Origin of the sequence: Bradyrhizobium sp. 482_C4_N1_8 (assembly GCF_052075965.1) — a bacterium.
Lineage (GTDB): Bacteria > Pseudomonadota > Alphaproteobacteria > Rhizobiales > Xanthobacteraceae > Bradyrhizobium > Bradyrhizobium barranii.
Window position 1 is genome coordinate 667,718 of record NZ_CP197231.1, and the last position, 23,482, is coordinate 691,199.

Genomic DNA, 23,482 nt, shown 5'->3' on the forward strand with positions numbered 1-23,482 from the left:
TCTCATGCGCACCGCGCGCAAGAGCGGCTTGAACCCTGCCGATGTCCGTCGACCGTCGCGTTCAACAAAGACGCGTTCCCCACCCGCCAGCATCCATTGCCAGCGAACCCATTCATATCGCCTGCCGAAACAAGCCCAGCTTTGTTGCGTAAGTCTTCAAGCGCAATATCAGGCTTTCGTTCACTTTGCGGTCGGAGAGCAGCGCAGCTCCAATGGCCATCGCGCTCAACAGGACCTGCGGCTTGGAACCTTTAAATCAGTAAAGCTCTCGCCCGAGAGCCCGGCTTTTGCCCGTAGGTCTACGGGGCCGGCACCGATGTGTTGACCGGAACGTAGTCGTTCCCAAGGGATATTCCAAGAGGTTTTTTGCAACCCAATCCGGCTTTTATGGGGGCATTTTTCGGGCCGAAACCGCCCGCGGGATGCCCGCCAAATCGGCCTTGGGCGGCCTGTCCACAGACAACGCGGCGGCCGTCATCAAGGTTTCAATATCGCGGGCCTGCCCTTGCCCCGCCTCGACGATCAACGCCCCGCCGGGGGCGAGCCGCTCGGCCGCCTGCGGGATCAGGGCGCGGTAGGCGTCATAGCCGTCATTGCCGCCGTCGAGCGCCAGATGCGGATCGTGCTCGCGCACATCGAGGCTCAGTTTCGGAATTTCCCCTGAGGGAATATAGGGCGGATTCGACACGATGAGATCGAACGGGCCGCGCAGCGCCGCCGCATAGGAGCAGGCGACGAAGCCGGAACGATCGGCGAGGCCCAGTGCTGCGGCATTGCTCCGCGCGGTGTCGAGCGCGGAGAGGCTGAGATCGGTTCCGACACCGAAGGCATCGGGAATTTCGTGCAGCAGCGCGAGCAGGATCGCGCCGGATCCAGTGCCGATATCCGCGATTCGCGGGCGCTGCCCCGATATCGCGGCCTCCCGAAAGATTTCCAGTGCCAGTTCGACCACGGTCTCGGTGTCCGGCCGCGGCACCAGCGTCGCTTCGGACAGTTGGAACGGCAGGCCCCAGAATTCGCGCGCGCCGAGAATGCGGGCGACCGGCTCATGCGCGAGCCGGCGCTGCGCATAGGCTTCGAGCCGCGCGGCCTCTTCGGGCGTGAGCTGGCGCGCCGCCTGCGTGACGATGCCGGTCAAATCAAGCCTCAGCGCGGCTCCGACGAGCAGGCGCGCGTCGAGGGCGGGCTCTTCGATGCCGGCCGATTGCAGCCGCGCCGCAAGCGCGCGCCGCGCACTCTCGATGCTGTGTCCGGAATCGAAACCTGTCGCCAATGGAGCCATCCTGCCTGGTATCGTGGATAGATCGGCGGCATTGCTTGCGTCAACGGAAAGGAGCGCGTCTGATCGCATCTCGCAGCCAGCGAGGGATCCATGGCGGCTTACGACGATCAGAACGTCTTCGCAAAGATCCTGCGCGGCGAGATTCCCTGCTTCGAGGTTTTCAGCGACGACCGCAGCCTCGCCTTCCTCGACATCATGCCGCGCTCGCCCGGACACACGCTGGTCATCCCCCGGGCGCCGGCGCGTGGCATCCTCGACATCGCGGATGACGATCTCGCCGCGGTCGCCCGAACCGGCAAACGGATCGCGATTGCAGCGATGAAGGCGTTCGACGCCGAGGGTATCATCCTGCAGCAGTTCAGTGAACCGGCGAGCGGGCAGGTGGTCTTCCACCTGCACATGCACGTCATGCCGGTCAGGGCCGGAATCGAGCTGCTGCCGGCGCAGACGCGCAAGGAAGACATGGCCGTGCTCGCGGCTCACGCCAAGCGGATGATTGCGGCGCTTGGCAGTTGATCGAGATAGCGCTGCAGCAAGACCGTAGGACGGGTAGAGCTGTTGCGAAACCCATCATCGAGACAAACTCGAAATCGACTGGCGCAGCTTCGCTCCACCGAAACTGCGAGCCAGCGATCTTTCATCGAACCTTCATCAGTTCCTGTTCAGCGGGCGGGGTCGAAGGGGAGAGCCAATCGGACATTCGAGCGCGGCACGATCCCAGCGTCCGACATCAGCTGCTGCCTGATAGGTGGTTTGCAGAAACGCCATGAGCGTGGCCTCTGGCTCGCTGGATTTTCGCACAAGGTCGTAGGGCAGGAGATATTCGCCGAGCTTCCGATCGAAGTATGCGCCCGCCGGCATGACCTGTCCGTCAGCAAAGCCATTCGGGGTGGGGTAGGCATAGGAGTAGAAAGCCGCAAAGTCTGTGCCACCTCCGCCCGGCCAAAAGCCGGCGGACGAGACCTCATCGCTATAGGCCTCGCGTGTCACGACGTCCGGCAAACCCGGGACGCCACCCGGGTGAAGCGGAGCGGAACGCCCAGAGAAGCGCGTCACCGCGAGATCGAAGCTGCCCCAGAAGAGATGGACCGGACTGACTTTCCCGATGAATCCCGTCCGAAACCGATAGAACACTCCGCTGATCGCGACGAGGGCGCGGAAGAACCGCGTCACGGCGTCTGCGTCATAGGGCCTGATCTGGCGGTCCTCCGTGAACGGGATCGGATCCGGGACCTCACTGGGCCGACCGTCAAATTCTGGTGTTCCGCCGAGATGTTCTACCAAATCACAGAACCGGGCGTGAAATTCGGCGACGGACATTCGCCCGAGCGGCATTTCCGCCCTGCGCCCATCAGCTGCTTCTCCGATCAGGACGTGACGGGAGAGATCGAAGACGATCTCGATACCTGATGCGTCTGGAATCAGCGAAGTCGTGAGCCCGCGTGCATTCACGTAGAAGGTCGCGTGCCAGGAATGGTTGACCCACGGCGTTCTCGCGAGCCGATACTTGCCGACAATCTGGCAATACAGATGAAGCGCGGAACAGGTTTCGCGCCATGCCTCGAAGGGAATCTCCGGCCAGATCGCGCTCATAGCGTCTCCTCCCTCAGGTTCGGTTCGGCTTGGCAAGACCTCACCTCGGCTAAAGGCGACCCTGTGTCCGCTTTGGGCCCAAGGCGACATTCCGGGGGCGAGGCCGCATGCTGCGCCCTCGAAAGCAGATATCCCGGAGTTTAGGGGGACTCGACCTAGACGCCAAGGTATCGCTGCAGCAGCTCCGGCTGGACCTTGAGCTCCTGCGCCGGTCCCTCGTGCACGATGTGGCCGTTGTTGATGATGTAGATCCGCGTCGCCAGCGCCAGCGTCGCTGCCAGATTCTGCTCGACCAGCACGATGGTCTGGCCGGCGGCCGCGAGCTCGCGGCAGGCCTTGACCAGATCGTGGACGATGACGGGCGCGAGCCCCTCGAACGGCTCGTCCAGCAGCACGATCTTGGGATCGCGCACCAGCGCCCGGGCGATCGCGAGCATCTGCTGTTCGCCGCCGGAGAGCTCGGTGCCGCGGTTGTTGCGCCGCTCCTTCAGCCGCGGAAACATCTCGTAGACGCGCTCGAGCGGCCAGCGCTTCGGTGCGGTGATCCCGGCGAGGACGATGTTCTCCTCCACCGACAAGCTGCCGAAGATCCGGCGCTCCTCGTGCACGAGCTGCATGCCGGCCTGCGCGATTCTGTGGCTCTTGCGTCCGGCGATATCGATGCCGTCGAACTTCACGCTGCCGCTGCGGGGCGTCACGACGCCCATCAGGCTCTTGAGCGTCGTGCTCTTGCCGGCGCCGTTCCTCCCGAGCAGCGCCACCACCTCGTGCCGCTCGACGCGCATGGCGACGTCGAACAGGATGTGGGAGTCCCCGTAGTAGCTGTTCAGGCCGTTGACCTCGATCAGGCTCATGCGGCGATCTCTCCGTGAACGCCGCCGAGATAGGCTTCCTGCACCGCGGCGTTGGTCCTGATTTCCTCCGGTGTGCCGTCCAGCAGCACCTTGCCCTCCTGGAGCACCGTCACGCGCTCGACCAGCTCGAACAGCGAATCCATGTCGTGGTCGATGATGATCATGGTGCGCCCGCGCGCGATCGATTTGAGCAGCTTGACGGTCTCGACCCGTTCGCGCGGGCTCATGCCCGCGAGCGGCTCGTCGAGCAGCAGCAGGCGCGGCGAGGTGGCGAGCGCAAGCCCGATCTCCAGCCGGCGCTTCTCGCCATAGGCGAGCTCGGATACCGGCGTATCGGCGCGGCGGGTCAAATTGACCAGGGCAAGCGTGTGCTCGACCTGCTCCGTCAGGCCCTTCACGCCCGAGAGCTTGCGGAACAGGTCGAGCCGAAATTTGCCGCGCAGCTCGGCGAGTGCTGCGATCGTCAGGTTCTGCCGCACCGTGAGGCCCGTGAAGAGCTGGTTGACTTGGTAGCTCTTGGTGAGTCCGAGCTGGCAAACCTCGGTGACCTTCAATCCCGTGATGTCGCGGCCCTCGAACACGATCCGGCCGGAGGTCGGCGCGATCTCGCAGGTCAGCATCTTGAAGAAGGTCGATTTGCCGGCGCCGTTGGGCCCGATGATGCCGCGCAGCTCGCCCTGATTGACGCTGAAATCGATGTCGCTGTTGGCGACGAGACCGCCATAGCGCTTGGTCAGGCCGGTGGCTTTCAGGATCGGCCCGGAATAGGCGGGATGCGCGACCTCCCTGGCCTGCATCGGTGCAGGCGGAGCTTGCTGTGGCGTCTCGATCTCGGCCTCCACCTCCGTCTCCGCAGCCTTCCGCGCTCGCTTGCCGGACACGAGGCCGTAGAGATCGACGAGGCCGCCCACAATGCCGCCGCGCAGGAAGCAGACCAGCACCACGAACACGACGCCCAGCACGAGCTTCCAGGCCGCCCCGAGGCCCAGCGCGGACTGGAGGAAATCCTGAAGGAAGAGCCAAACTGTTGCGCCGACCAGCGGTCCGAACAGCGTGCCGCGGCCGCCAATGGCGGTCTGCATCACGAGCTGGCCCGAGGTGTCGAAAGTGAAGGCGTCAGGCGGCATGAAGGCCTGCAATACGCCGAGCAGGCCGCCGGCGAAGCCCGCATAGGCCGCAGCGATCACGAAGGCGGTCAACTTGTAGCCGTGGATGTTGTGGCCGACGGCGGTGGCGCGCAGCGGATTGTCCCGGATCGCGCTGAAGATGGCGCCGACCGGCGAGCGGACGATCCTGAGCGCGATGATGACGCCGATGAAGTAGCACAGCGCGATGAACTGATAGAGCGACCAGCCATTGGTGAAGTGGATGGTGGTGAAACCGAGATTGAAGCTCGGTGTCGGCACGCCCGGCAGGCCGTTCTCGCCGCCGGTGAAATCCGAGAGCGGATTGAACTCGACGAAGAAGAACACCTCCGCGATCGCCACCGTGATCATGGCGAAATAGATGCCGGTGCGGCGCAGCGCGATCAGGCCGATCAGGTAGCCGGTCGCCGCCGCCGCGATCATGCCGATGATCAGCGCGCCCAGCACGTTGCCGAAGCCCGCGCGGGTCAGGAGGTAGGCCGCGACAAAGCCGCCGGTGCCGTAGAAGGCGGACTGGCCGAACGACAGCAGGCCGGTGAATCCGAACAGGATGTCGAAGCCGAGACCGAACAGGCCCCAGACCAGAATCCGGTTCACGGTGTTCGGGGCGAAGCCGAGATGAGGCAGCACGAAAGGGGCTGCGATCAAACCGATCGCGGTCAGGGTCTCGATCAGGAACGGGCGTTGCTTGAGCATCAGGAAATCGCTTACTCGCGGCCCTGGACGCCGAGCAGGCCATGCGGTCGCACCACGAGCACGAGCGTCATCGCCGCAAACAGCATCACATAGGCGTAGCCGGGGTTGAACATGGAGGTGACGCTGATGATCTCGCCGGCGATCAGGCCGCCGAGGATCGCGCCCGGAAACGAGCCGACGCCGCCGATCACCACCACCACGAAGGTCTGGACCAGGATGTCGTCACCGATGCCCGGTGTCAGCGACACCACCGGCGCATTGACGATGCCGGCAAATCCGGCGGCCATCGCGCCGATGCCGAACACGACCATGAAGACGCGGTAGACGTTGATGCCGAGCGAATCGACCATCACCGAATCCTCGATGCCGGCGCGCACGATCATGCCGAGCCGGGTCCGGTACAGGACGATGAACAGTGCGCCGAGGGCGACCGCGACGATGCCGACGACGGCGAGGCGGTAGGTCGGATAGAACATGAAGCCGAGATTGGTGATGCCCTGGAACAGGGCCGGCGGCGGCACCAGCTGCGACTGGCTCGAGAAGATCAGGCGCACGAGCTCGACGAAACAGATGCCGAGCCCGAAGGTCACGAGCAGCTGATCCTCGTGCGGGCGATGATAGAAATGGCGGATGATGACGCGTTCCATCGCGACGCCGAGCAGCATCACGAACAGCGAGCCCGCGATGACGGCGATGATGAAGGACTCCGTGTACTGGTAGGCGACGAAGCCGGCATAGCCGCCGATCATGAACATCGCGCCATGCGCGAGGTTGAGCACGCCGAGCGTGCCGTAGATGATGGTCAGGCCGGAGCTGATCAGCGCGAGCAGGGCGCCGAGCGCGAGCCCGTTGAAAAGCTGCGAAACGAGGTTGGGCCAACTGATCATGCGACAATCGCCGTTGTGACGCGCGATGGTGCGCGTCAGAAAAAGGTGACGCCGCAGGACCAGAGTGCAGCCCGCGGCGTCACAGGGGTTAGCGCGGGCTCAGCTGTAATCGCCGGGATGGCAGCCGAACGCGTCCGGCTTCTGCATCAGGCCTTCACCGGGGACGATCTCGACGACGTCGTACCAGTCTTCCTTGCTCTTCATGTCCTTCTGCTGCTTGCCCTTCACGATGATCACCGGGCGGACGCATTGGTGATCCTCGGGGCGGTAATGCACGTCGCCGACCAGGGAGGGGATCGTCTCGCCCTTCTCGTAGGCCTTGATCACGTCGGGCGGATTGAAGCTGCCGGCCTGCTCGCACATGTGGGCCCAGTGCGCGAAGCTGACATAGGCGTTCTCGGCGCCCCATTCGGGCTTGTAGCCGTACTTCTTCTCGAAGGCCTCGTTGAACATCTTGGCGAGCGGGAACTTGTCCTCGATCGTCCACCAATAGTCGGTGGCGGCGTACACGCCCTGCATCAGGCCGCCGGTCTCGCGTGCGATGAAGGGCACCTGGTAGGGGACGACCAGCTTCATCTTGTCGAGCACGCCGAACTGCTTGGCCTGCTGGGTCGACAGTACCGCGTCGTGGCCCCAGTTGACGTTGATGAGCACGTCGGCGCCGGAATTCGCGACGTTCAGCAGATATGAGGAGTAGTCGGGCGCGCCGAGCGGTGCGACCTGGTTGGTCACCGTCGTCCAGCCCGCGGTCGCGAGGAAGTCCTGCATCGACTTGGTGACGGTGTGGCCGTAGGTGTAATCGGGCGTCAGGTAGGCGGCCTTCTTGTTCTTGCCGAACTCCCTCACCATCACCGGGCCGATCGCCGCGGCGGCGGTCTGGCCGAAGAAATTCTGGCGGAAGCCGTAGCGAACGCAGTCCTTGCCGGTGGTGTCGTTCGAGCCGGAAATGCCGCACACGAACAGCACGTGTTCGCGCTGCGCGAGCTTGTTGAGCGCGACCGCGACGGCGCTCGACGTGCCGCCGGTGATCATGATCGCCTTGTTCTCGCTGATGAAGCGCTGCTGCGCCTGCACCGCCTCGTTCGGCTTGGCCGCGGAATCCGCGACGCCGAACTTCAGCTCCTTGCCGAGCACGCCCTTGCTGGTCTTCGGCGAAATCTTCTTGATCAGGTCGTGGCCGCTGTTGATGTGCTCGATCGCGAGCTGGTAGCCCTTGAGCTCGTCCTCGCCCTGCACGGCATAGGTGCCGGTGCGCGGGACCGAGATTCCGATGAACGCGGTGGAACCCGAAACGCCGGCGGGATACGAGCCGATCGCCGGCTTGTCCTCGGCAAAGGCCGGCGTCGCGGGCAGCATCGAGCCGCCGATGAGGCTAGCTGTGGTCTGGAGCAGGCCACGGCGCGAGAGGCCGCGGCGGATGAGATCGTCAGTCATGGTCGTTTCCTCCGAACATCGTTCTTGTTTGCAGGCGCAAGCACGACCTGTCCGGCGCCAGCCGGCCTCGCTGGCCTGCTGCGCCGGGCACGTCACATCCGCGTGTAGCTCTTGGCCCTAAGCATTGCTCGTGAAGTCCTTCTGTCAATTTCGTCTTTGGTCGAACGACGAAAATTATCACGTGAAAACATATCGGATCACGATATATATTAGTCTTTGTGAGTACGAGGCTGGCGGGTTCGGCGAGAGAAATGGCGCGGCAGACGACAGTGGCGAGTGCCCGGAAGCGACGATCCTGGCCGCAGGAGGCGGAGCGGCCGGAGGCCGCGTGGCCCGCGGGGGAGGGCAGCGACCAGCGCGCGGCGCCGCAGTCGGGCGATGCCTCCCGCGTGTCCGAGCCGTGCAGCCGGTCAGCCGGCCGGCGCGGACCCGTCGTCGGCTCCGTCCAGGCCAAGGTCCAGGCCAAGCGCGCGCCCGGCCCGATGCAGAAGCTGAGCGTGCGCGCGCAGAATGTTCTGAAGGAGCTTGCGGTGGAGCTCACCGGCGAACAGCCGCCGAAGGGGAATTGGCTGCCGTCGCGCGAGTTGCTGCTCGCGCTGACGGCCGAGCGCCTTGCGACCACGCGCAACTGCGGTCCTCACACGATGCGGGAGATCGTGGATTGGGCCCAGGGCTGCGGCGTGACCATCAAGCCGGTGATACCGCCCGGCGGCTCGCTGTCGCAGATGTGGGCGGAGTTGATTGCCAATGCGTCGGCCGGGGCCTTGACCAGCGCCGAGATCGCCAGCGCGCTCCAGCGCTCGATCAGGCGAAAGAGCGTTCGCATCCCGATCGCGTTTCAGGTCATCCTGGTGAAGATCCTGCTCTCCAGTTTCGAATAGCCCCCGATATTTGTGCATCCGCGGCGCCGCTCGGTTGGTTCCGCCGGTCCTTCCTTGCTAGTCTCGGCAGCGCCCGCCCGCTTCATCGGTGGGCTCGACGTCGCAGGCAGGAATGACTCAATCGAAGCGGAAGACGACGCGTCCCGCGTCCGCGGCGCCCTCAAAGGGCGGCGCGATGCGCGAGGCCGACTATGCGGCGCTCGCACAGTTCCGCTATCAGCTCCGGACCTTCCTGGCGTTCAGCGAAGCCGCGGCCCAGAGTGCCGGCTTGACGCCGCAGCAGCATCAGGCGCTGCTGGCGATCAAGGGGCTGGCCGCCCCTGACGGCGCAAGCGTCGGCGACATCGCGCGCTTCCTCCTGATCCGGCACCATACCGCGGTGGAGCTGGTGGATCGCATGGCGAAGCTGAAGCTGATCGGCCGGGAAGCCGATCCGCAGGACGCAAGACGCGTCCTGGTCAGGCTGACGGCCAAGGGCGAGCAGAAGCTGCGATCGCTCTCGCGCATTCACCTGGACGAGCTGGGTGCCGCCGCGCCCGCCCTGGCCAGGATCCTGCGATCGTTCCGGGCCAAAGCGCGCTGAGGCGCGGTTCAGGCGGCTGCGCCTTGCGCGGCGAGCTGTGCGGCCTGATGCTCGGTGGTCAGCGCGTCGGTCAATTCGCCGAGCGCTTCGCCGGCGATCACCTGCGGCAGCTTGTAGAGCGTCAGGTTGATGCGATGATCGGTGACGCGTCCTTGCGGGAAATTGTAGGTGCGGATGCGCTCGCTGCGGTCGCCGGAGCCGACCTTCTCCTTGCGTTCGGCCGAGCGTGCGGCGTCGAGGCGCTGCTGTTCGGCATCGTAGATGCGCGAGCGCAGAATGTTCATGGCGGAGGCGCGGTTCTTATGCTGTGAGCGGCTGTCCTGCATCATCACCACGATGCCGGTCGGGATGTGGGTGATGCGGATCGCCGATTCGGTCTTGTTGACGTGCTGGCCGCCGGCGCCCTGCGCCCGCATGGTCTCGATCCGCAGATCGTCGTTCTTGATGTCGACGTCGACCTCCTCGACCTCCGGCATCACGGCGACGGTAGCGGCGGAGGTGTGGATGCGTCCCTGCGTTTCGGTGTCCGGCACGCGCTGCACCCGGTGCACACCGGATTCGAATTTCAGCTTCGAGAACGCGCCGCGGCCCTGCACCTCCGCGATGATTTCCTTGTAGCCGCCGACGGTGCCTTCGCTGGCCGAGATCACCTCGACCTTCCAGCCCTGCAAGGCCGCGAAGCGCTCGTACATCCGGAACAGATCGCCGGCGAACAGCGAGGCCTCGTCGCCGCCGGTGCCGGCGCGGATTTCCAGCACCACGTTGCGGTCGTCCATGGCGTCCTTGGGCAGCAGCGCGACGCGAATCTTCTGGACCAGCTCTTCGATTTTAGGCGTCAGCTCGTCGCGCTCGGCTTCAGCCATGCCGCGCATCTCGGAATCCGTCGCGGGATCGGCGATCAGCGCCTCGGTGTCGGCGAGTTCTTTGACCGCAGAACGATACGCCTTCACCGCCTCGATCAGCGGGGTGAGCTCGGCGAGCTCGCGGGTGATCTGCACGTAGCGTTCGGAGGCGAGCTGGCCGAGCGATTCGGCCTCGAGCGAGGCGTGATGCGCGAGCAGGACGTCCAGTTTGGCTTCGGGGAGTGACGACATCGGTTCAGTCTCAAATGGCGGAAGAGGGCGAGGCGGCGGGAGGGGGCGACAGGCCCGCTACAACGCCAGGCCTTCGGCCTCGGCAAATTCCGTCAGCTTCTGCCGGATCGAGACGCTGCCGGAGGGCGCGTCCAGCAGCGGGCCGAGCATCGCTTCGGCCTTCTTCGCGTCGAGATCGATGACCATCGCCTTGACCGGACCGAGCGCGGTCGCCGAGAGCGACAGCGAACGATAGCCCATCGCGATCAGCGCCAGTGCGCCGATCGGCTTGGAGGCCATCTCGCCGCAGAGCGATAACGACTTCTTTGCATCGTTCGACTTCCGCGCGATCTCGCGCAGCACGCGCAGGATCGGCGCCGACATCGTGTCGAAGCGCTCGGAGACTTTCGCATTGCCGCGATCGACCGCGAACAGGAACTGGAACAGATCGTTGGAGCCGACCGAGATGAAGTCGACCTTCTTCAGGAGCTCGTCGAGCTGGTAGAGCAGGGCGGGCACCTCGACCATGGTGCCGATGTCGATCCGCTCCGGCAGGGTGTGGCCGTGCTGGCGCAGATAAGTCAGCTCGCGCTCGACCAGCGCCTTCGCCGAATCGAATTCGGCGACCTCCGAGATCATCGGGAACATGATGCGCAGCGCGCGGCCGCCGCCGGCGCGCAGCAGCGCGCGGATCTGGCCGCGCAGCAGGCCGGGGCGATCGAGGCCGAGCCGGATCGCGCGCCAGCCGAGTGCGGGATTCTCCTCGATCACCGCTTCCATGTAAGGCAGTGCCTTGTCGCCACCGATGTCGAGGGTGCGGAAGGTGACGGGCTTGGTGCCCGCGGCATCCAGCACCGTGCGATAGAGCGCGAGCTGGTCGCTGGTGCGCGGCAGGCTCTGCCCCACCATGAATTGCAGCTCGGTGCGGAACAGGCCGATGCCGGCGCTGCCGGTGTCCTCGATATGCGGCAGGTCGATCGCAAGACCTGCGTTGATCATCAGCTCGACCTTCTGCCCGTCCTTGGTGACGCAGGGACGGTCGCGCAGCGCGAGGTATTGCGCCTGGCGGCGGGCGCGGAAGCGCACGCGTTCGGCGAAGGCGGCTTCGACCTCCTGCGACGGGCGCACATAGATCGAGCCCGAGGTGCCGTCGACGATGATGGCGTCGCCGGGATCGGCGATGCCCGGCGCGTTCGGGACTTCGCCGACCGCGGGGATGCCGAGCGCGCGGGCCACGATCGAGACGTGGGAGTTGGCGGTGCCTTCCTCCAGCACGATGCCGCGCAGGCGCTTGCGGTCGTAGTCGAGCAGCGCCGCCGGGCCCATTGCGCGCGCGATGACAATGGCATTGTCGGGCAGTTGCTCGCGTGAGGGCGCGTGGTCCTGGCCGACCAGCTGCCGCATCAGGCGGTAGCCGAGATCCTCGAGATCGTGCAGCCGGTCACGCAAATAGGGATCGGTGGAGCGCAGCATCCGCGCGCGGGTGTCGGACTGCACGCGCTCGACGGCGGCTTCCGCCGTGAGGCCGGTGGCGACCGCCTCATGCAGCTTGTGCGACCAGCCCTGGTCGTTGGCGAACATGCGGTAGGCTTCCAGCACCTCGCGGTGCTCGCCGCCCTCGGCAACGTCGCCACGCTCCAGCATGCGGTCGAGATCGGCGCGCAGCTTGGCGAGCGCGGTGTCGAGCCGCTTGATCTCCTTCGGCAGATCCTCGGCGATGTAGTCCTTGATGACGACGCGCGGCTCGTGCAGCACGACATGGCCGAGCGCGATGCCTTCCGAGAGGATGGCGCCGACCTTCTGCGCCGAATGGCGCGCGGCCGGCTCCTGGCCCGGCTGGGCCAGCGCAGACAATTCGCCGGAGGCGATCAGCTCCGCCAGCACCATCGCGGTGGTCTGGAGCGCCTCGAGCTCCTCCTCGACATAATTGCGCTTGGCGCGGTTCTGCACCACCAGCACGCCGAGCGTGTTGCCGGCGCGCAGGATCGGCACGCCGAGGAAGGAGTGATAGATTTCTTCGCCGGTCTCCGGGCGGAACGAGAAGGCCGGGTGGCTTTGCGCGTCGCTGAGATTGAGCGGGGTCGCCTCGCTGGCGACGAGGCCGACCAGGCCCTCATGGGCGCTCAGCACGGTGTGGTGCACCGCCTCGCGGTTGAGGCCTTCGGTGGCGTAGAGCTCGAGCGTGTTGTCAATGCGCAGCACATAGACCGAGCACACCTCGGCCACCATATTGGCGGCGATCAGCACCACGATCTTGTCCAGCCGCTCCTGGGCCGAGACCTGCTCCGCCATGGTTTCGCGGAGCCGTCTCAACAAGACGCGGGGACCTCCCGACGCGCTCCGCATGAACCGTCAATCTCCTCCGTCTGCCTGGCCCGGCGGTATCGGCCGGCGGCTGGCCCAAAATTCCAGAAAAACAACCAAATTGTTCGTCCGGCGCAGGCACAAACACAAATCTACTCAAGATTTAGCGCTTGCACCGAATCAGCGCCGCCTGAACTGGGACACAGTCTGCGGCAGCCCACCCTGTTCGCCGTATAGCGAATTGAGGCTTGTTTTGCCAAGCAAAACGCCTGCCAAACGCGAAGGTGTGTACACCTTCGCGTTTGCTGCGACCGCTAAGAGAAAATTCGTCTAGGCCTGATCGAGACCGTAGAGCGTGTGCAGGGTGCGTACTGCGAGCTCGGTATAGGCGGTGTCGATCAAAACCGAGAATTTGATCTCGGAGGTTGTGATGGCCCGGATGTTGATATTCCGTCCGGCGAGGGCCGAAAACGCCTGGGCGGCGACGCCGGCATGGCTGCGCATGCCGCTGCCGATTACCGATATCTTGGCGACGTCGGTGGCGGTATCGAGCCGGGCATAGCCGATCTTGCCTTTGGCGGCCGTGATCGTGTCCTTGGCACGGGTGTAGTCGGCCGCCGGCACCGTGAAGGTGAGATCGGTGGTCTTGCCGTCCTCGGAGACGTTCTGCACGATCATGTCGACGTTGATGTTGGCATCCGCCAGCGGGCCGAAGATCGACGCTGCCACGCCGGGCTTGTCCTCGATCTGGCGTACCGAGATCTGGGCCTCGTCCTTCGAAAAGGCAATGCCGGTGACGACGTGGCTTTCCATGATCTCCTCCTCGCTGCAGATCAGCGTGCCGGGCGGCTGGTTGGCATGCGGGTCGATATCCTCGGGCTTGTCGAAGCTCGAGCGGACGAAGATCGGCATGTTGTGGACCATGCCGAGTTCCACCGAGCGGACCTGGAGCACTTTTGCGCCCTGGGAGGCCAGTTCCAGCATGTCTTCGAACGCGATCTTGTCGAGGCGGCGGGCCTTCGGCACGATTCGCGGGTCGGTGGTGTAGACGCCGTCGACGTCGGTGTAGATGTCGCAGCGGTCGGCCTTGACGGCGGCGGCGATCGCCACGGCCGAGGTATCGGAGCCGCCGCGGCCGAGCGTGGTGATGCGATTGGTCTCGGGATTGATGCCCTGGAAGCCGGCGATGACCGCGACCTCCTTGCGCTCCCGGAAGCGCTTGATGATCTCGCTGCCGTCGATGTCCTCGATCCGGGCCGAGGCATGGGCGTCGCTGGTCTTGATCGGGATCTGCCAGCCCTGCCAGGAGCGGGCCTGGATGCCCATGCCCTGAAGCACGATGGCGAGCAGGCCCGACGTCACCTGTTCGCCGGAGGCGACGACGGCGTCGTATTCGCGCGCGTCGTGCATCGGCGAGGCCTCGGTGCACCAGGCCACCAGCTCGTTGGTTTTACCGGACATCGCCGAGACGACCACGGCCACTTCATGGCCGGCGTCGACCTCACGCTTCACATGGCGTGCGACGTTGCGGATACGTTCGATATTGGCGACGGACGTGCCGCCGAATTTCATCACGAGGCGGCTCATGACGACGCGTGCATTCCCTCATAAGGATCAGTATGGTGACCCGCACCGGACGGGTGCGGGCGGACACCGACCGCGCGTATACATAGCGGCGGGGCCGGGGGCAAGCGGGTTCCTGCGGGGGCAGGGTAAGGTCCGACCTAAGGTCGGGCTTGGGGGTATGGGTTAACCGAGATCATGGCGCGTTATATCGACGAGATCCTGCAACCGGGCGAGCGGGTGCTGTATTCGACCAATGCGCACTGGATCTTCCATGTCCCGGCGATGATGGCCTGGATCGCGGCTCTGGCCCTGTACGTGGCCTCCCGCCTGATCGACGTCTACAGCGTGATGATTCTGTGCCTGTTCGGCTCCGGTCTGGTGGCGCTGGTTGCCCTTTACTCGACAGTCAAGGCTTGGTTCCATCGCTGGACCACCGAGATCGACGTGACCAATCTGCGGGTTGTGCACAAGACCGGGTTCATTACCCGGAAGACCTTCGAGATGAGCCTCGACAAGGTAGAGAGCGTCGACGTTGATCAGTCGATTCTTGGACGTATTCTCAACTATGGAAACGTGACGATCCGCGGTGTGGGTGAAGGTCGCGAGATCATTGATACAATCGCCTCGCCGCTCGCCTTCCGTAGTTCGATCACCACGCGGTAGGACCGCGCCTAACCATGAGCATGCAGCAAAATACTTCCGCAACCGCAAGCCCGCAGCCGGGCTCGACCGCCGACGCCGCCGAGATCGCGAAATTCTCGAAACTTTCGGCCGAGTGGTGGGACCCCAACGGCAAGATGGCCCCGCTGCACCGGATCAACCCGCTGCGGCTCGGCTATATCCGCGACGCCGCCTGCCGCAAGTTCGAGCGCAACGTGCGCAGCCTCAACTGCCTCGGCGGCCTGCGCGTGCTCGACATCGGCTGCGGTGCCGGCCTGTTGTGCGAGCCGCTGTCGCGCCTCGGTGCCCAGGTCATCGGCGTCGATCCCTCGGTCAGCAACATCGCCGCCGCGAAGCTGCATGCCGACAAGAGCCATCTGTCGATTGATTACCGCTGCACCACGGTCGAGGAGATCGACCCGCGCGAGCGCTTCGACATCGTGCTGGCGATGGAAGTGGTCGAGCACGTCGTCGATGTCGGCGTTTTCCTCAAGCGCTGCGCGGCGCTGCTGAAGCCGAACGGGCTGATGGTGGTCTCGACGCTGAACCGGAACTGGAAGAGCTTTGCGCTCGCCATCGTCGGCGCCGAATACGTCCTGCGCTGGCTGCCGCGCGGCACCCACGAATGGAACAAGTTCGTCACCCCCGACGAGCTGACGAAGTATCTTTTGGACAACCGTCTCGTCATCACCGAGCAGACCGGCGTCGTCTACTCACCCTTCGCCGACAAATGGACCCTCTCCTCCGACATGGACGTGAACTACATGGTCGTGGCGGAAGGGATGGTGTGAGGGGTACGCGAGGCGCGAGCATCGCACCCATGACGTGGGCGTGATTGACCTGCTTCGCCGCTAGCGGCAGGTTGGCCACGGCTTCCCCTCCTACCGCTCCCACCCGCATGTTCACCATCGCCAGCCTCTGGATTCCCTTCACCGTCATTGCTGCGCTAGGCCAGGTCGCGCGCAATGCGATGCAGCGGTCGCTGACGAAGCCGCTGGGGACCTGGGGCGCGACCAATATCCGCTTCCTGTTCGGTTTCCCGTTCTCGCTGCTGTTTCTGGGAGTGGTGCTGATCGCTACCGGCGATCACCTCGGCATGCCGCCGACCGTGTTCTGGCCGTGGCTGCTGCTCGGGGCGCTCAGCCAGATCGTCGCCACCGGGCTGATGCTGCTCGCGATGAACGATCGCTCCTTCGTGGTGACGACGGCGTACCTGAAGACCGAGGCGATCCAGACCGCGATTTTCGGCTTCGTCTTCCTCGGCGATCACCTGACCTGGCTGAAGGTGCTGGCGATCGTGATCGCGACTGTCGGCGTTGTCATCACGGCCCTGCGGCCCGGCGGCGAGAAGAGCTTTGCCGAGCTGAAGCCGACCATCACCGGTCTCGTCGCGGCTGCGGCGTTCGCGTTGTCAGCGGTCGGTTTTCGCGGCGCGATCATCAACGTGCCTGATGTCTCCTTCGTGACGGCGGCGTCGTTCACGCTGGTGCTCGGTCTGTTCGTGCAGACGCTGGTGCTGACGATCTATCTGCTCTGGCGCGCGCCAAAGGTGCTCCAGTCGATCCTGGGATTGTGGAAGCCGTCGCTGCTCGCCGGCTTCATGGGCGCGTTCGCCTCGCAATTCTGGTTCCTGGCCTTCGCGCTGACGGCCGCCGCCAATGTCCGCACGCTCGCTTTGATCGAGGTGCTGTTCGCGCAAGGCGTGGCGTATTACTCGTTCAATCAGCCGATCGCGCCGCGCGAGATTTTTGGTATCGCGTTGATCGTCGTTGGCGTTGCGGTGCTGGTGGGGGCCTAGTTCCTATCTTCCGGCAGCGTCGGCAGCGGCGACACCTCGATGCCTTCGTCGATCAACGACTTTGCCTCGTCGGGCGAAGCCTCGCCATAGATCGGACGGTGCTCCTTGTCGCCGTAATGCATCGCGCGGGCTTCGTTCGCAAAACGCTCGCCGACATTGTCGGCGTTCTTGACGATGTGATCGCGCAGCTCCTTGAGCTTGGCGCGCAACTCGCGCTCCTGCGCCATCATCAGCGAGGTCGGTCCCGACGGCGCGGCCTCGGGCGCAGGCGTTGAAGCCGGCTCCGGCGGCGGCGTCGCCCGTCCGCGGCCCTTCTTGCCGATGATCCGCGGGGCCATGATCGCCTTCTCGACCTTGGCCGAGCCGCAGATCGGGCAAGTCACGAGCTTGCGCTTCACCTGCGAATCATAAGCCGACGAGCTCTGGAACCAGCTTTCGAATGCGTGGCTTCGGTCGCAGTGGAGCGCGTAGCGGATCATGCCGATCCCCGCACGAGGTGGAGATGGTCCGGCCCGGCCTTGGGATCGGCGACGCCGAAGCGGCGGCCGTGCTGGAGCGAGGGGATCGCGCGGCGGGCGGTCTCGACCTTGGCCGGGTCGATCTTGGCCATGATGATCCCGGGCTCGACGTCACCCTCGGCGAGGATCTCGCCCCAGGGGTCGATGATCAGCGAGTGGCCATACGTCTCGCGCTTGTTCTCGTGCAGGCCGGCCTGCGCGGCAGCGAAGATGAAGCAGCCGGTCTCGATTGCGCGCGAGCGCAGCAGGATGTGCCAGTGCGCCTCACCGGTCTTGCGGGTGAAGGCCGAGGGCACGGTGATGAAATACGCACCGCTCTCGGCCAGCGCGCGGTAGAGCGCGGGGAAGCGCACGTCGTAGCAGATCGTCAACCCGACCCGGCCCCAGGGCAGGTCGGAGATCACGGCAGTCTCGCCCGGCTGGTAGTTGGCGGATTCGCGATAGCTCTCGCCGTCCGGCAACTCGATGTCGAACATGTGGATCTTGTCGTAGCTCGCGAGCACACTGCCCTCGGGCCCGATCAGGAAAGAGCGGTTGACCGCTTTTTCGTCCGAGTAGCGCAGCGCCAGCGATCCGACATGAATGTGAATTCCGAGTTCCGCCGCGAGCGCGCGATAGGCCTTCAGCGAGGTGTCGTCCTCTTCGCTCTGGAGGTGCTCGAACAACGCCTTTCGGTTGAGCTGCATCATGTTGCTGACTTCGGGCGTCTGCACGTAGTCGGCGCCGTTGGCGGCAGCCTGCCGGATCAGCCTGGTGGCCTGCGCGAGGCTCGGCTCGGGCATCAGGCCGGTGCGCATCTGGATCATCGCGGCGGTGAAGGTGCGATCCTGGCTCATGACACCGCCTTTACGCTTTCGAGCAGGCCGTCGAGCTTGCCCTCGCGGTCGAGCGCATAGAGCTCGTCGCAACCGCCGACATGGGTTCCGCCGATCCAGATCTGCGGGAAAGTCGAGCCCCCGCCGGCGCGGTCGTACATCTCTTCGCGCCAGGACGGGTTCCTGGCGATGTCGAACTCCGTGAAGGTTGCCTTCTTGCGGGTCAGCAGCGATTTGGCGGCGGAACAATAGCCACAGCCCGGCCTGGTGTAGATTTCGACAGCGTCGGTCATGTCGTGTGGCGCTCTCATGTCATGAAGTCATTGAATTATATGGGACGGGGGCCGCTCTCGACAACCCGGGCGAAGACCAGCACGTCCACCTGGGCCGCCTTGGCGCGCAACAAGGCCCGCGCGCAGGCGTCCAGCGTCGCCCCCGAGGTCAGGACATCGTCGATCAGGACGATGCGGCGGCCCTGGATTTCCGCCTGGCGGTCGGGGGATACCTGGAATGCGCCCTGCACATTGGTGGCGCGCTGGGTCCGCGACAGGCCGATCTGCTGCTCGGTGGCGCGCACCCGGCGCAGCACTTCGCCGCGCACCCTGACACCGCTCTGCCGCGCGATGACGTGCGCCAGCGCCCCGGACTGGTTGTAGCGGCGCCGCCACGCCCGGCGCCAATGCAGGGGAACGGGCACCAGCATGTCGGCTCCGGTGAGCAGTTCGGCGCCCGCGCGCGCCATCCAGCGGCCCATGGCCGGTGCCAGATCGGTGCGGTCCTGGTATTTCAGCGCATGCACCAGGGTGCGCGCGACGTCGTCATAGCGCACCGCCGCGCGTGCGCGCGTGTACGCCGGCGGGCTGGCGATCGCCTCCATCGACAGCATCTCGGGGCCGGGATCGTAGACGAAGGGAATGCCGAGGCGCGGGCAATAGGGCCGTTCGATGAACGACAGCCGCGCCCAGCAGGCCGCGCAGACGCCCTCGCCATCGACCGGCTCCCGGCAGGACACGCACAGCGTAGGCAGCGCAATGTCGAGCGCGAGCCGTGCGGCGCGTGACAGCACGTGGCGGCCGGCCGTCCACGCGGCACGCAACGGCGCGGCGATGGAGCGGGTGGGGGCGGCGTCGGCTTCCATGGGGGCAGGCTAGCGTTATGGGAAGAGCCGCTCAAGCGACTGAATCGGTCTCGTGCCCCGGACGCAGCGCAGCGCTCCCGGCGATGCGAAGCATCGTCCGGTGCGGTGCGCTGCAGAGCCGGGGCCCATCTCACCGCATCGTGCGGTGGTGCCTTCTGGGTCCCGGCTCTGCGCAGCAGCGCTAAGAGCGCTGCTGCGCGTCCGGGACACGAGAGAGGAGATTGCCATGGCGGTCGTGATCGGCGTAACCAGCGGCATGGCCCAGAACCCGCAAACCCCGCCCGCTCTGTTCGATCGCGCATTGCTGCATGCGCGGCAGCGGCGCGCACATGCGCAGGGCGAGGTGACATTCCTGCTCGATCGTGTTGCAGAGGACATGACCGACCGGCTGGCCGCCGTGATGCGGGAGTTTCACGCTGCGGCCGATCTCTGGACGCCCGGAGAGGGGCTCACGGGGCCGCCATCACTTCGGCGGATCGCGCTCGACGAAGCGGGCGCGGAAAAACTGCCCTTTGCCCCGGAAAGTCTCGACCTCGTCGTCTCGGCGCTGGCGCTGCAATTCGTCAACGACCTGCCGGGGGTGCTTGCGCAGGTGCGGCGTGCGCTGAAGCCGGACGGATTGCTGCTCGCAGCGATGATCGGCGGCGACAGTTTAACGGAGCTGCGGCAGGCATTTGCCGCGGCGGAGGCCGAATGCGACGGCGGCGTGTCGCCGCGCGTGGCCCCGTTCGCGGATTTGCGCGACATCGGCGCGCTGTTGCAGCGGGCGGGCTTTGCACTTCCGGTCACCGATGTTGACCGCGTGGTGGTGCGCTACGCCAATGCGTTTGCGCTGATGCAGGATCTCCGCCGCATGGGCGCGGCCAATGTGCTGATCGAGCGGCGGCGCACGCCGACGCCCCGCGCGACGCTGCTGCGGATGGCCGAAATCTACGCCGAACGCTTTGCGGATGCCGACGGCCGCATCCGTGCGACATTCGACATCATCTGGCTCTCCGGCTGGGCCCCGCATGCGAGCCAGCAGCAGCCGCTGAAGCCGGGGTCGGCCAAGGCGAGCCTGGCGGAGGCGGTGAAGAAGGCGGGGAAGGAGTGATCCTCATGGTGAGGAGGCGCGTAAGGCGCGCTTAGCGGACGATGCTTCGCATCGCCGCGAGAACCATGCAGGCCCCGCTCTTGCCGTGTGGCCATCCTTCGAGACGCGCGTGCCGCGCTCCTCGGGATGAGGTCCGTACTCACATCAGCAAGTCGATCAGATGCGGGATCAGCGGGATGTCGGCGGGCGGCATCGGGTAGTCGCGCAGCTTGTTGGCGCGGACCCAGGCCAGGGTCTGGCCTTCGCGCGGGGTGACCAGCCCCTCCCAGCGCCGGCAGATGTAAAGCGGCATCAGCAGGTGAAAGGTCTCGTAGCCGTAGCTCGCAAAGGTCAGCGGCGCCAGGCACGGTTCGGCGACGGTGATGCCGAGCTCTTCGTGCAGCTCGCGGATCAGGCTCTGCTCCGGCCGCTCGCCGGGCTCACACTTGCCGCCGGGGAATTCCCAGAGGCCCGCAAGCGTCTTGCCCTCCGGGCGCTGCGCGATCAGGACGCGCTTGTCGGCGTCGACGAGCGCGCAGGCCACCACCAATGTCAGTTTGAGATCGGCCATCGGCGTTCGCTTAAGACCTGTAATCCCCGTTGATCGCGACATACTCCTTCGTCAGGTCGCAGGTCAGCACGCGGTCGCGACCCTTGCCGAGGCCGAGCGAGACCTTGATCGCGATTTCCGGGGCCTTCATCGCTTCCGACACCTGCGCCTCGTCATAGGACGGATCGCGCGCGCCGCTCTTGGCGACGCGGATGCCGTTGAAGGAGATCGAGAGCTTGTCGCGATCGGCCGGCTCGCCGGCCTTGCCGACCGCCATCACCACGCGGCCCCAATTGGCGTCCTCGCCGGCGATTGCGGTCTTGACCAGCGGCGAGTTCGCAATCGACATCGCGATCTTGCGCGCCGACGCCTTGGTCTTGGCGCCTTCCACGGTGATCTCGACCAGCTTGCGCGCGCCTTCGCCGTCGCGGGCGACCTGCTCGGAGAGATTGGCGAGCACCTGGTTGAAGGCTTTCACGAAGGCCTTCAGGCGGGGATCGCTGGCCCGGCTGATTTTTGGTGCGCCGTGCTCTGCGGCGGCGCCGGTGGCGAAGGCCAGCAGCGTGTCCGAGGTCGAGGTGTCGCCGTCGATCGTCACCGCGTTGAAGGTGTCCTCGACGCCGCTCTTGAGCAGGGCTTGCAGGGCGGCCGGCGCGATCGGCGCGTCGGTGAAGATGAAGGACAGCATCGTCGCCATGTCGGGGGCGATCATGCCGGCGCCCTTGGCCATGCCATTGATGGTGACCTTGGCCTTGCCGAGCTTGACGGTCGCGGTCGCGACCTTGGGGAAGGTATCGGTGGTCATGATCGCCTTGGCCGCGGCGAGATAGTCGCCGGGCTCGGCAGTCTCGGCCAGCCGGCCGAGCACACCGTCGAACTTGGTCGCGTCCAGCGGCTCGCCGATCACGCCGGTCGAGGCCAGGAAGATCTCACCCTCGCTGCATCCGACCGCCTTGGCCGCGATCTTCGCGGTCAGCGCGGTGGAGCTGCGTCCGGTCTTGCCGGTGAAGGCATTGGCGTTGCCGGAATTCACCACCAGCGCGCGCGCCTTGCCGCCCTTCAGCTTGGCGCGGCACCATTCCACCGGCGCGGAGGGGCATTTCGACTTGGTGAAGACGCCCGCGACCGCGGTGCCCTTGTCCATTACCGCCAGCAGCACGTCGGTGCGGTTCTTGTAGCGGATGCCGGCTTCGGCCGTCGCAAGGCGGACGCCCGCGATCACGGGCATGTCGGGGACAGTTTTGGGGGCGAGCGGGGAGACGGAGGAGGACATCGGGGCGCCTTGGTGAGGTCTGGATATGCAGATGGCCGGGCATTTGCCCGGCCATTGCGACGTTAGATACTATTGGCGTCCGCGAAGTGACAGCGAATTCTTACTTCTTCGCGGGGGGCGCCATCTTGCTGTCGGACGGCTTGGCAGGGTCGGCCGGCTTGGCATCCGGTTTGGCATCCGCTGCCGGCTGGTCCGTCCGCTCGACCTTGGCTTCCGCGCGGAGTTTGGCGACGTAGTCGGCCTGGGCCTTGCGGGTGACGTACTGCTCGATCTGGGCCTTGACCTGCTCGAAGTCCGGCGCCTTGCGGTTGCGCTTTTCCTCGACCTTGATGATGTGCCAGCCGAACTGCGACTTCACGGGATCGGAGATCTTGCCCGGCTCCAGCGTGAAGGCCACGGCCGAGAACTCCGGCACCATCTGCTCCTTGGTGAAGAAGCCGAGGTCGCCGCCATCGGCGGAGCCCGGATCCTTGGACTTCTTCTTGGCGAGTTCGGCGAAATCGGCGCCCTTGTCGAGCTCGGCCTTCACCGCCTTGGCCTCGTCCTCGGTCTCGACCAGGATGTGGCGGGCGCGGACCTCCTGCTCGCCGGTGATCTGCTTGGAGGCCTCCTCATAGACCTTCTTCATGGCGTCGGGGGTGGTGGCGGCCTTGCCCTCGTTGGCGAGCAGGCTGTCCATCAGCAGGCGGTTCCGGGCGAACGCCAGGCGCTTCTTGAACTCGTCGCCGTCGGCGACCTTCTTGTCCTCGGCAGCCTTGCTGACGATCTTCATGTCGATCAGGAAGGACAGCACGTTCTCGTCCTTGGTCGCCGGGTCCATCTGGGCGAGGCTCGCCCCGAGTTCCTCCTCGGCCATGGCAACGTCGCTCTTCTTGATTTCCGCGCCATTGACCTTCGCCAGCACCGGATCGTCGGCAGCCCGGCCGGGACCCGCGATCAGCGCCAACGCAAGGCAGCCCACGAGGGCGGTGGCGAGGCCGAAGCGCAGGCCGGTTTTGGTTACCGGGAACGAGGTGGTCATGGAAAATCCTTTTGTTGAAGCAGGGGGCTGCTCTAGCGGGGCGGACACTCGCCCAATTCAGGGGGGCTTGGCAACGCGAAAAGTCTGTCAAAATGATGAATTAGCCGCAATGCGCCCGCCGTTGACAAGGCCCTGACCGGGCCATATCTCTGCCCGGTCGCGACCATGGCGATGGCGTTTATTTTGCTGCGTTTTTGGCCGTTGAACCCAGACTTGCCCAATTCCCACCCATATGGCGGATGACCCCCCGCAGTCCGGGCTCTGTCGCCATCAGGCGTCACGGTGAGTTGATAGGCAGGGGGGTGACAACTTCTTGGCTGCAACGCGGTTGAATCGCGA

23 protein-coding genes are annotated in these 23,482 nt (G+C 65.5%); 7 read left to right on the top strand and 16 right to left on the bottom strand.

Annotated features, from left to right (window positions below; genetic code table 11):
- Positions 1-385 precede the first annotated feature (385 nt).
- Positions 386-1,282, bottom strand: a complete 897-nt coding sequence (gene prmC, locus AB7Z56_RS03125; protein ID WP_187387883.1) for a peptide chain release factor N(5)-glutamine methyltransferase — start codon at positions 1,280-1,282, stop codon at positions 386-388.
- Positions 1,283-1,372: 90 nt separating this feature from the next.
- On the opposite strand from prmC, the gene AB7Z56_RS03130 reads away from it, so the two are divergent.
- The gene (locus AB7Z56_RS03130) at positions 1,373-1,798 is read left to right on the top strand and encodes an HIT family protein (RefSeq protein ID WP_063980563.1); all 426 of its coding nucleotides are present in this window, start codon (positions 1,373-1,375) and stop codon (positions 1,796-1,798) included.
- A gap of 135 nt (positions 1,799-1,933) precedes the next feature.
- Here AB7Z56_RS03130 and AB7Z56_RS03135 read toward each other — a convergent pair whose 3' ends face one another.
- The 5 genes from AB7Z56_RS03135 to AB7Z56_RS03155 all read right to left on the bottom strand — a co-directional run bounded on the left by AB7Z56_RS03135 (position 1,934) and on the right by AB7Z56_RS03155 (position 7,891).
- Positions 1,934-2,875, bottom strand: coding sequence for a DUF5996 family protein (locus AB7Z56_RS03135; RefSeq protein WP_063980564.1), 942 nt, complete (start codon positions 2,873-2,875; stop codon positions 1,934-1,936).
- Between the two features lie 155 nt (positions 2,876-3,030).
- Positions 3,031-3,729: an ABC transporter ATP-binding protein gene (locus AB7Z56_RS03140; protein ID WP_063980565.1), complete on the bottom strand. Its 699-nt coding sequence runs from the start codon at positions 3,727-3,729 to the stop codon at positions 3,031-3,033.
- Positions 3,726-5,570, bottom strand: coding sequence for a branched-chain amino acid ABC transporter ATP-binding protein/permease (locus AB7Z56_RS03145; protein ID WP_063980566.1), 1,845 nt, complete (start codon positions 5,568-5,570; stop codon positions 3,726-3,728). Before AB7Z56_RS03145 ends, AB7Z56_RS03140 begins: the two co-directional genes overlap by 4 nt.
- Positions 5,571-5,581: 11 nt before the next feature.
- Complete coding sequence (locus AB7Z56_RS03150; protein WP_014490434.1) at positions 5,582-6,457, bottom strand: branched-chain amino acid ABC transporter permease; 876 nt, start codon at positions 6,455-6,457, stop codon at positions 5,582-5,584.
- A 99-nt stretch (positions 6,458-6,556) separates the two neighbouring features.
- A complete protein-coding gene (locus AB7Z56_RS03155; protein ID WP_063980567.1) occupies positions 6,557-7,891 on the bottom strand; it encodes a substrate-binding protein in 1,335 nt (444 codons plus the stop codon).
- Between the two features lie 251 nt (positions 7,892-8,142).
- Here AB7Z56_RS03155 and AB7Z56_RS03160 point away from each other — a divergent pair, with 251 nt between their 5' ends.
- Together AB7Z56_RS03160 and AB7Z56_RS03165 are read left to right on the top strand one after the other, a co-directional pair.
- Positions 8,143-8,772, top strand: a complete 630-nt coding sequence (locus AB7Z56_RS03160; RefSeq protein ID WP_187387884.1) for a hypothetical protein — start codon at positions 8,143-8,145, stop codon at positions 8,770-8,772.
- Positions 8,773-8,884: 112 nt separating this feature from the next.
- Entirely contained in the window at positions 8,885-9,355 is a 471-nt protein-coding gene (locus tag AB7Z56_RS03165; protein WP_063980568.1) for a MarR family winged helix-turn-helix transcriptional regulator, read from the top strand.
- 8 nt (positions 9,356-9,363) lie between these two features.
- Here the strand turns inward: AB7Z56_RS03165 and prfA are convergent, their stop codons facing one another.
- The 3 genes from prfA to AB7Z56_RS03180 all read right to left on the bottom strand — a co-directional run bounded on the left by prfA (position 9,364) and on the right by AB7Z56_RS03180 (position 14,319).
- The gene (gene prfA, locus AB7Z56_RS03170) at positions 9,364-10,449 is read right to left on the bottom strand and encodes a peptide chain release factor 1 (RefSeq protein ID WP_063980569.1); all 1,086 of its coding nucleotides are present in this window, start codon (positions 10,447-10,449) and stop codon (positions 9,364-9,366) included.
- 57 nt (positions 10,450-10,506) lie between these two features.
- Positions 10,507-12,774, bottom strand: coding sequence for a phosphoenolpyruvate--protein phosphotransferase (gene ptsP / locus AB7Z56_RS03175; RefSeq protein ID WP_063980570.1), 2,268 nt, complete (start codon positions 12,772-12,774; stop codon positions 10,507-10,509).
- A gap of 288 nt (positions 12,775-13,062) precedes the next feature.
- Positions 13,063-14,319 carry an aspartate kinase gene (locus AB7Z56_RS03180; RefSeq protein ID WP_063980571.1) on the bottom strand — a complete coding sequence of 419 codons (1,257 nt, stop codon included), beginning with the start codon at positions 14,317-14,319 and terminating at the stop codon, positions 13,063-13,065.
- Between the two features lie 174 nt (positions 14,320-14,493).
- Between AB7Z56_RS03180 and AB7Z56_RS03185 the strand changes: the two genes are divergently transcribed.
- The 3 genes from AB7Z56_RS03185 to AB7Z56_RS03195 all read left to right on the top strand — a co-directional run bounded on the left by AB7Z56_RS03185 (position 14,494) and on the right by AB7Z56_RS03195 (position 16,756).
- Positions 14,494-14,961 (top strand): PH domain-containing protein, encoded by a 468-nt coding sequence (locus tag AB7Z56_RS03185; RefSeq protein WP_063980572.1) that lies wholly within the window; start codon positions 14,494-14,496, stop codon positions 14,959-14,961.
- A 14-nt stretch (positions 14,962-14,975) separates the two neighbouring features.
- Complete coding sequence (gene ubiG, locus AB7Z56_RS03190) at positions 14,976-15,749, top strand: bifunctional 2-polyprenyl-6-hydroxyphenol methylase/3-demethylubiquinol 3-O-methyltransferase UbiG (protein ID WP_063980573.1); 774 nt, start codon at positions 14,976-14,978, stop codon at positions 15,747-15,749.
- A gap of 107 nt (positions 15,750-15,856) precedes the next feature.
- Positions 15,857-16,756, top strand: coding sequence for an EamA family transporter (locus AB7Z56_RS03195; protein ID WP_063980574.1), 900 nt, complete (start codon positions 15,857-15,859; stop codon positions 16,754-16,756).
- Here AB7Z56_RS03195 and AB7Z56_RS03200 read toward each other — a convergent pair.
- From AB7Z56_RS03200 to AB7Z56_RS03215, 4 genes are read right to left on the bottom strand one after another with little or no spacing between them, the layout of a single operon-like run.
- The gene (locus tag AB7Z56_RS03200; RefSeq protein WP_063980575.1) at positions 16,753-17,235 is read right to left on the bottom strand and encodes a DUF1178 family protein; all 483 of its coding nucleotides are present in this window, start codon (positions 17,233-17,235) and stop codon (positions 16,753-16,755) included. The two genes, AB7Z56_RS03195 and AB7Z56_RS03200, sit on opposite strands and share 4 nt — an antisense overlap.
- Positions 17,232-18,110: a carbon-nitrogen hydrolase family protein gene (locus AB7Z56_RS03205; RefSeq protein ID WP_063980576.1), complete on the bottom strand. Its 879-nt coding sequence runs from the start codon at positions 18,108-18,110 to the stop codon at positions 17,232-17,234. The genes AB7Z56_RS03200 and AB7Z56_RS03205 overlap by 4 nt, the downstream gene beginning before the upstream one ends.
- Entirely contained in the window at positions 18,107-18,382 is a 276-nt protein-coding gene (grxC, locus tag AB7Z56_RS03210) for a glutaredoxin 3 (protein WP_063980577.1), read from the bottom strand. The genes AB7Z56_RS03205 and grxC overlap by 4 nt, the downstream gene beginning before the upstream one ends.
- Before the next feature lie 35 nt (positions 18,383-18,417).
- Positions 18,418-19,227: a ComF family protein gene (locus AB7Z56_RS03215; protein WP_063980578.1), complete on the bottom strand. Its 810-nt coding sequence runs from the start codon at positions 19,225-19,227 to the stop codon at positions 18,418-18,420.
- Between the two features lie 226 nt (positions 19,228-19,453).
- Between AB7Z56_RS03215 and AB7Z56_RS03220 the strand changes: the two genes are divergently transcribed.
- Positions 19,454-20,320, top strand: coding sequence for a methyltransferase domain-containing protein (locus AB7Z56_RS03220; protein WP_063980579.1), 867 nt, complete (start codon positions 19,454-19,456; stop codon positions 20,318-20,320).
- 139 nt (positions 20,321-20,459) lie between these two features.
- Here AB7Z56_RS03220 and AB7Z56_RS03225 read toward each other — a convergent pair whose 3' ends face one another.
- The 3 genes from AB7Z56_RS03225 to AB7Z56_RS03235 form a co-directional block, all read right to left on the bottom strand.
- Positions 20,460-20,870, bottom strand: a complete 411-nt coding sequence (locus AB7Z56_RS03225; RefSeq protein ID WP_028159577.1) for a (deoxy)nucleoside triphosphate pyrophosphohydrolase — start codon at positions 20,868-20,870, stop codon at positions 20,460-20,462.
- Between the two features lie 10 nt (positions 20,871-20,880).
- Positions 20,881-22,122, bottom strand: coding sequence for a bifunctional glutamate N-acetyltransferase/amino-acid acetyltransferase ArgJ (gene argJ / locus AB7Z56_RS03230; RefSeq protein ID WP_063980580.1), 1,242 nt, complete (start codon positions 22,120-22,122; stop codon positions 20,881-20,883).
- Between the two features lie 100 nt (positions 22,123-22,222).
- Entirely contained in the window at positions 22,223-23,143 is a 921-nt protein-coding gene (locus tag AB7Z56_RS03235; protein WP_063980581.1) for a peptidylprolyl isomerase, read from the bottom strand.
- Positions 23,144-23,482 lie beyond the last annotated feature (339 nt).

Excerpts from the sequence above, each read along its gene's own strand:
- prmC (WP_187387883.1), bottom strand. The coding sequence starts at position 1,282 with ATGGCTCCATTGGCGACAGGTTTCGATTCCGGACACAGCATCGAGAGT.
- AB7Z56_RS03130 (WP_063980563.1), top strand. The coding sequence starts at position 1,373 with ATGGCGGCTTACGACGATCAGAACGTCTTCGCAAAGATCCTGCGCGGC.
- AB7Z56_RS03135 (WP_063980564.1), bottom strand. The coding sequence starts at position 2,875 with ATGAGCGCGATCTGGCCGGAGATTCCCTTCGAGGCATGGCGCGAAACC.
- AB7Z56_RS03140 (WP_063980565.1), bottom strand. The coding sequence starts at position 3,729 with ATGAGCCTGATCGAGGTCAACGGCCTGAACAGCTACTACGGGGACTCC.
- AB7Z56_RS03145 (WP_063980566.1), bottom strand. The coding sequence starts at position 5,570 with ATGCTCAAGCAACGCCCGTTCCTGATCGAGACCCTGACCGCGATCGGT.
- AB7Z56_RS03150 (WP_014490434.1), bottom strand. The coding sequence starts at position 6,457 with ATGATCAGTTGGCCCAACCTCGTTTCGCAGCTTTTCAACGGGCTCGCG.
- AB7Z56_RS03155 (WP_063980567.1), bottom strand. The coding sequence starts at position 7,891 with ATGACTGACGATCTCATCCGCCGCGGCCTCTCGCGCCGTGGCCTGCTC.
- AB7Z56_RS03160 (WP_187387884.1), top strand. The coding sequence starts at position 8,143 with ATGGCGCGGCAGACGACAGTGGCGAGTGCCCGGAAGCGACGATCCTGG.
- AB7Z56_RS03165 (WP_063980568.1), top strand. The coding sequence starts at position 8,885 with ATGACTCAATCGAAGCGGAAGACGACGCGTCCCGCGTCCGCGGCGCCC.
- prfA (WP_063980569.1), bottom strand. The coding sequence starts at position 10,449 with ATGTCGTCACTCCCCGAAGCCAAACTGGACGTCCTGCTCGCGCATCAC.
- ptsP (WP_063980570.1), bottom strand. The coding sequence starts at position 12,774 with ATGCGGAGCGCGTCGGGAGGTCCCCGCGTCTTGTTGAGACGGCTCCGC.
- AB7Z56_RS03180 (WP_063980571.1), bottom strand. The coding sequence starts at position 14,319 with ATGAGCCGCCTCGTGATGAAATTCGGCGGCACGTCCGTCGCCAATATC.
- AB7Z56_RS03185 (WP_063980572.1), top strand. The coding sequence starts at position 14,494 with ATGGCGCGTTATATCGACGAGATCCTGCAACCGGGCGAGCGGGTGCTG.
- ubiG (WP_063980573.1), top strand. The coding sequence starts at position 14,976 with ATGAGCATGCAGCAAAATACTTCCGCAACCGCAAGCCCGCAGCCGGGC.
- AB7Z56_RS03195 (WP_063980574.1), top strand. The coding sequence starts at position 15,857 with ATGTTCACCATCGCCAGCCTCTGGATTCCCTTCACCGTCATTGCTGCG.
- AB7Z56_RS03200 (WP_063980575.1), bottom strand. The coding sequence starts at position 17,235 with ATGATCCGCTACGCGCTCCACTGCGACCGAAGCCACGCATTCGAAAGC.
- AB7Z56_RS03205 (WP_063980576.1), bottom strand. The coding sequence starts at position 18,110 with ATGAGCCAGGATCGCACCTTCACCGCCGCGATGATCCAGATGCGCACC.
- grxC (WP_063980577.1), bottom strand. The coding sequence starts at position 18,382 with ATGACCGACGCTGTCGAAATCTACACCAGGCCGGGCTGTGGCTATTGT.
- AB7Z56_RS03215 (WP_063980578.1), bottom strand. The coding sequence starts at position 19,227 with ATGGAAGCCGACGCCGCCCCCACCCGCTCCATCGCCGCGCCGTTGCGT.
- AB7Z56_RS03220 (WP_063980579.1), top strand. The coding sequence starts at position 19,454 with ATGGCGGTCGTGATCGGCGTAACCAGCGGCATGGCCCAGAACCCGCAA.
- AB7Z56_RS03225 (WP_028159577.1), bottom strand. The coding sequence starts at position 20,870 with ATGGCCGATCTCAAACTGACATTGGTGGTGGCCTGCGCGCTCGTCGAC.
- argJ (WP_063980580.1), bottom strand. The coding sequence starts at position 22,122 with ATGTCCTCCTCCGTCTCCCCGCTCGCCCCCAAAACTGTCCCCGACATG.
- AB7Z56_RS03235 (WP_063980581.1), bottom strand. The coding sequence starts at position 23,143 with ATGACCACCTCGTTCCCGGTAACCAAAACCGGCCTGCGCTTCGGCCTC.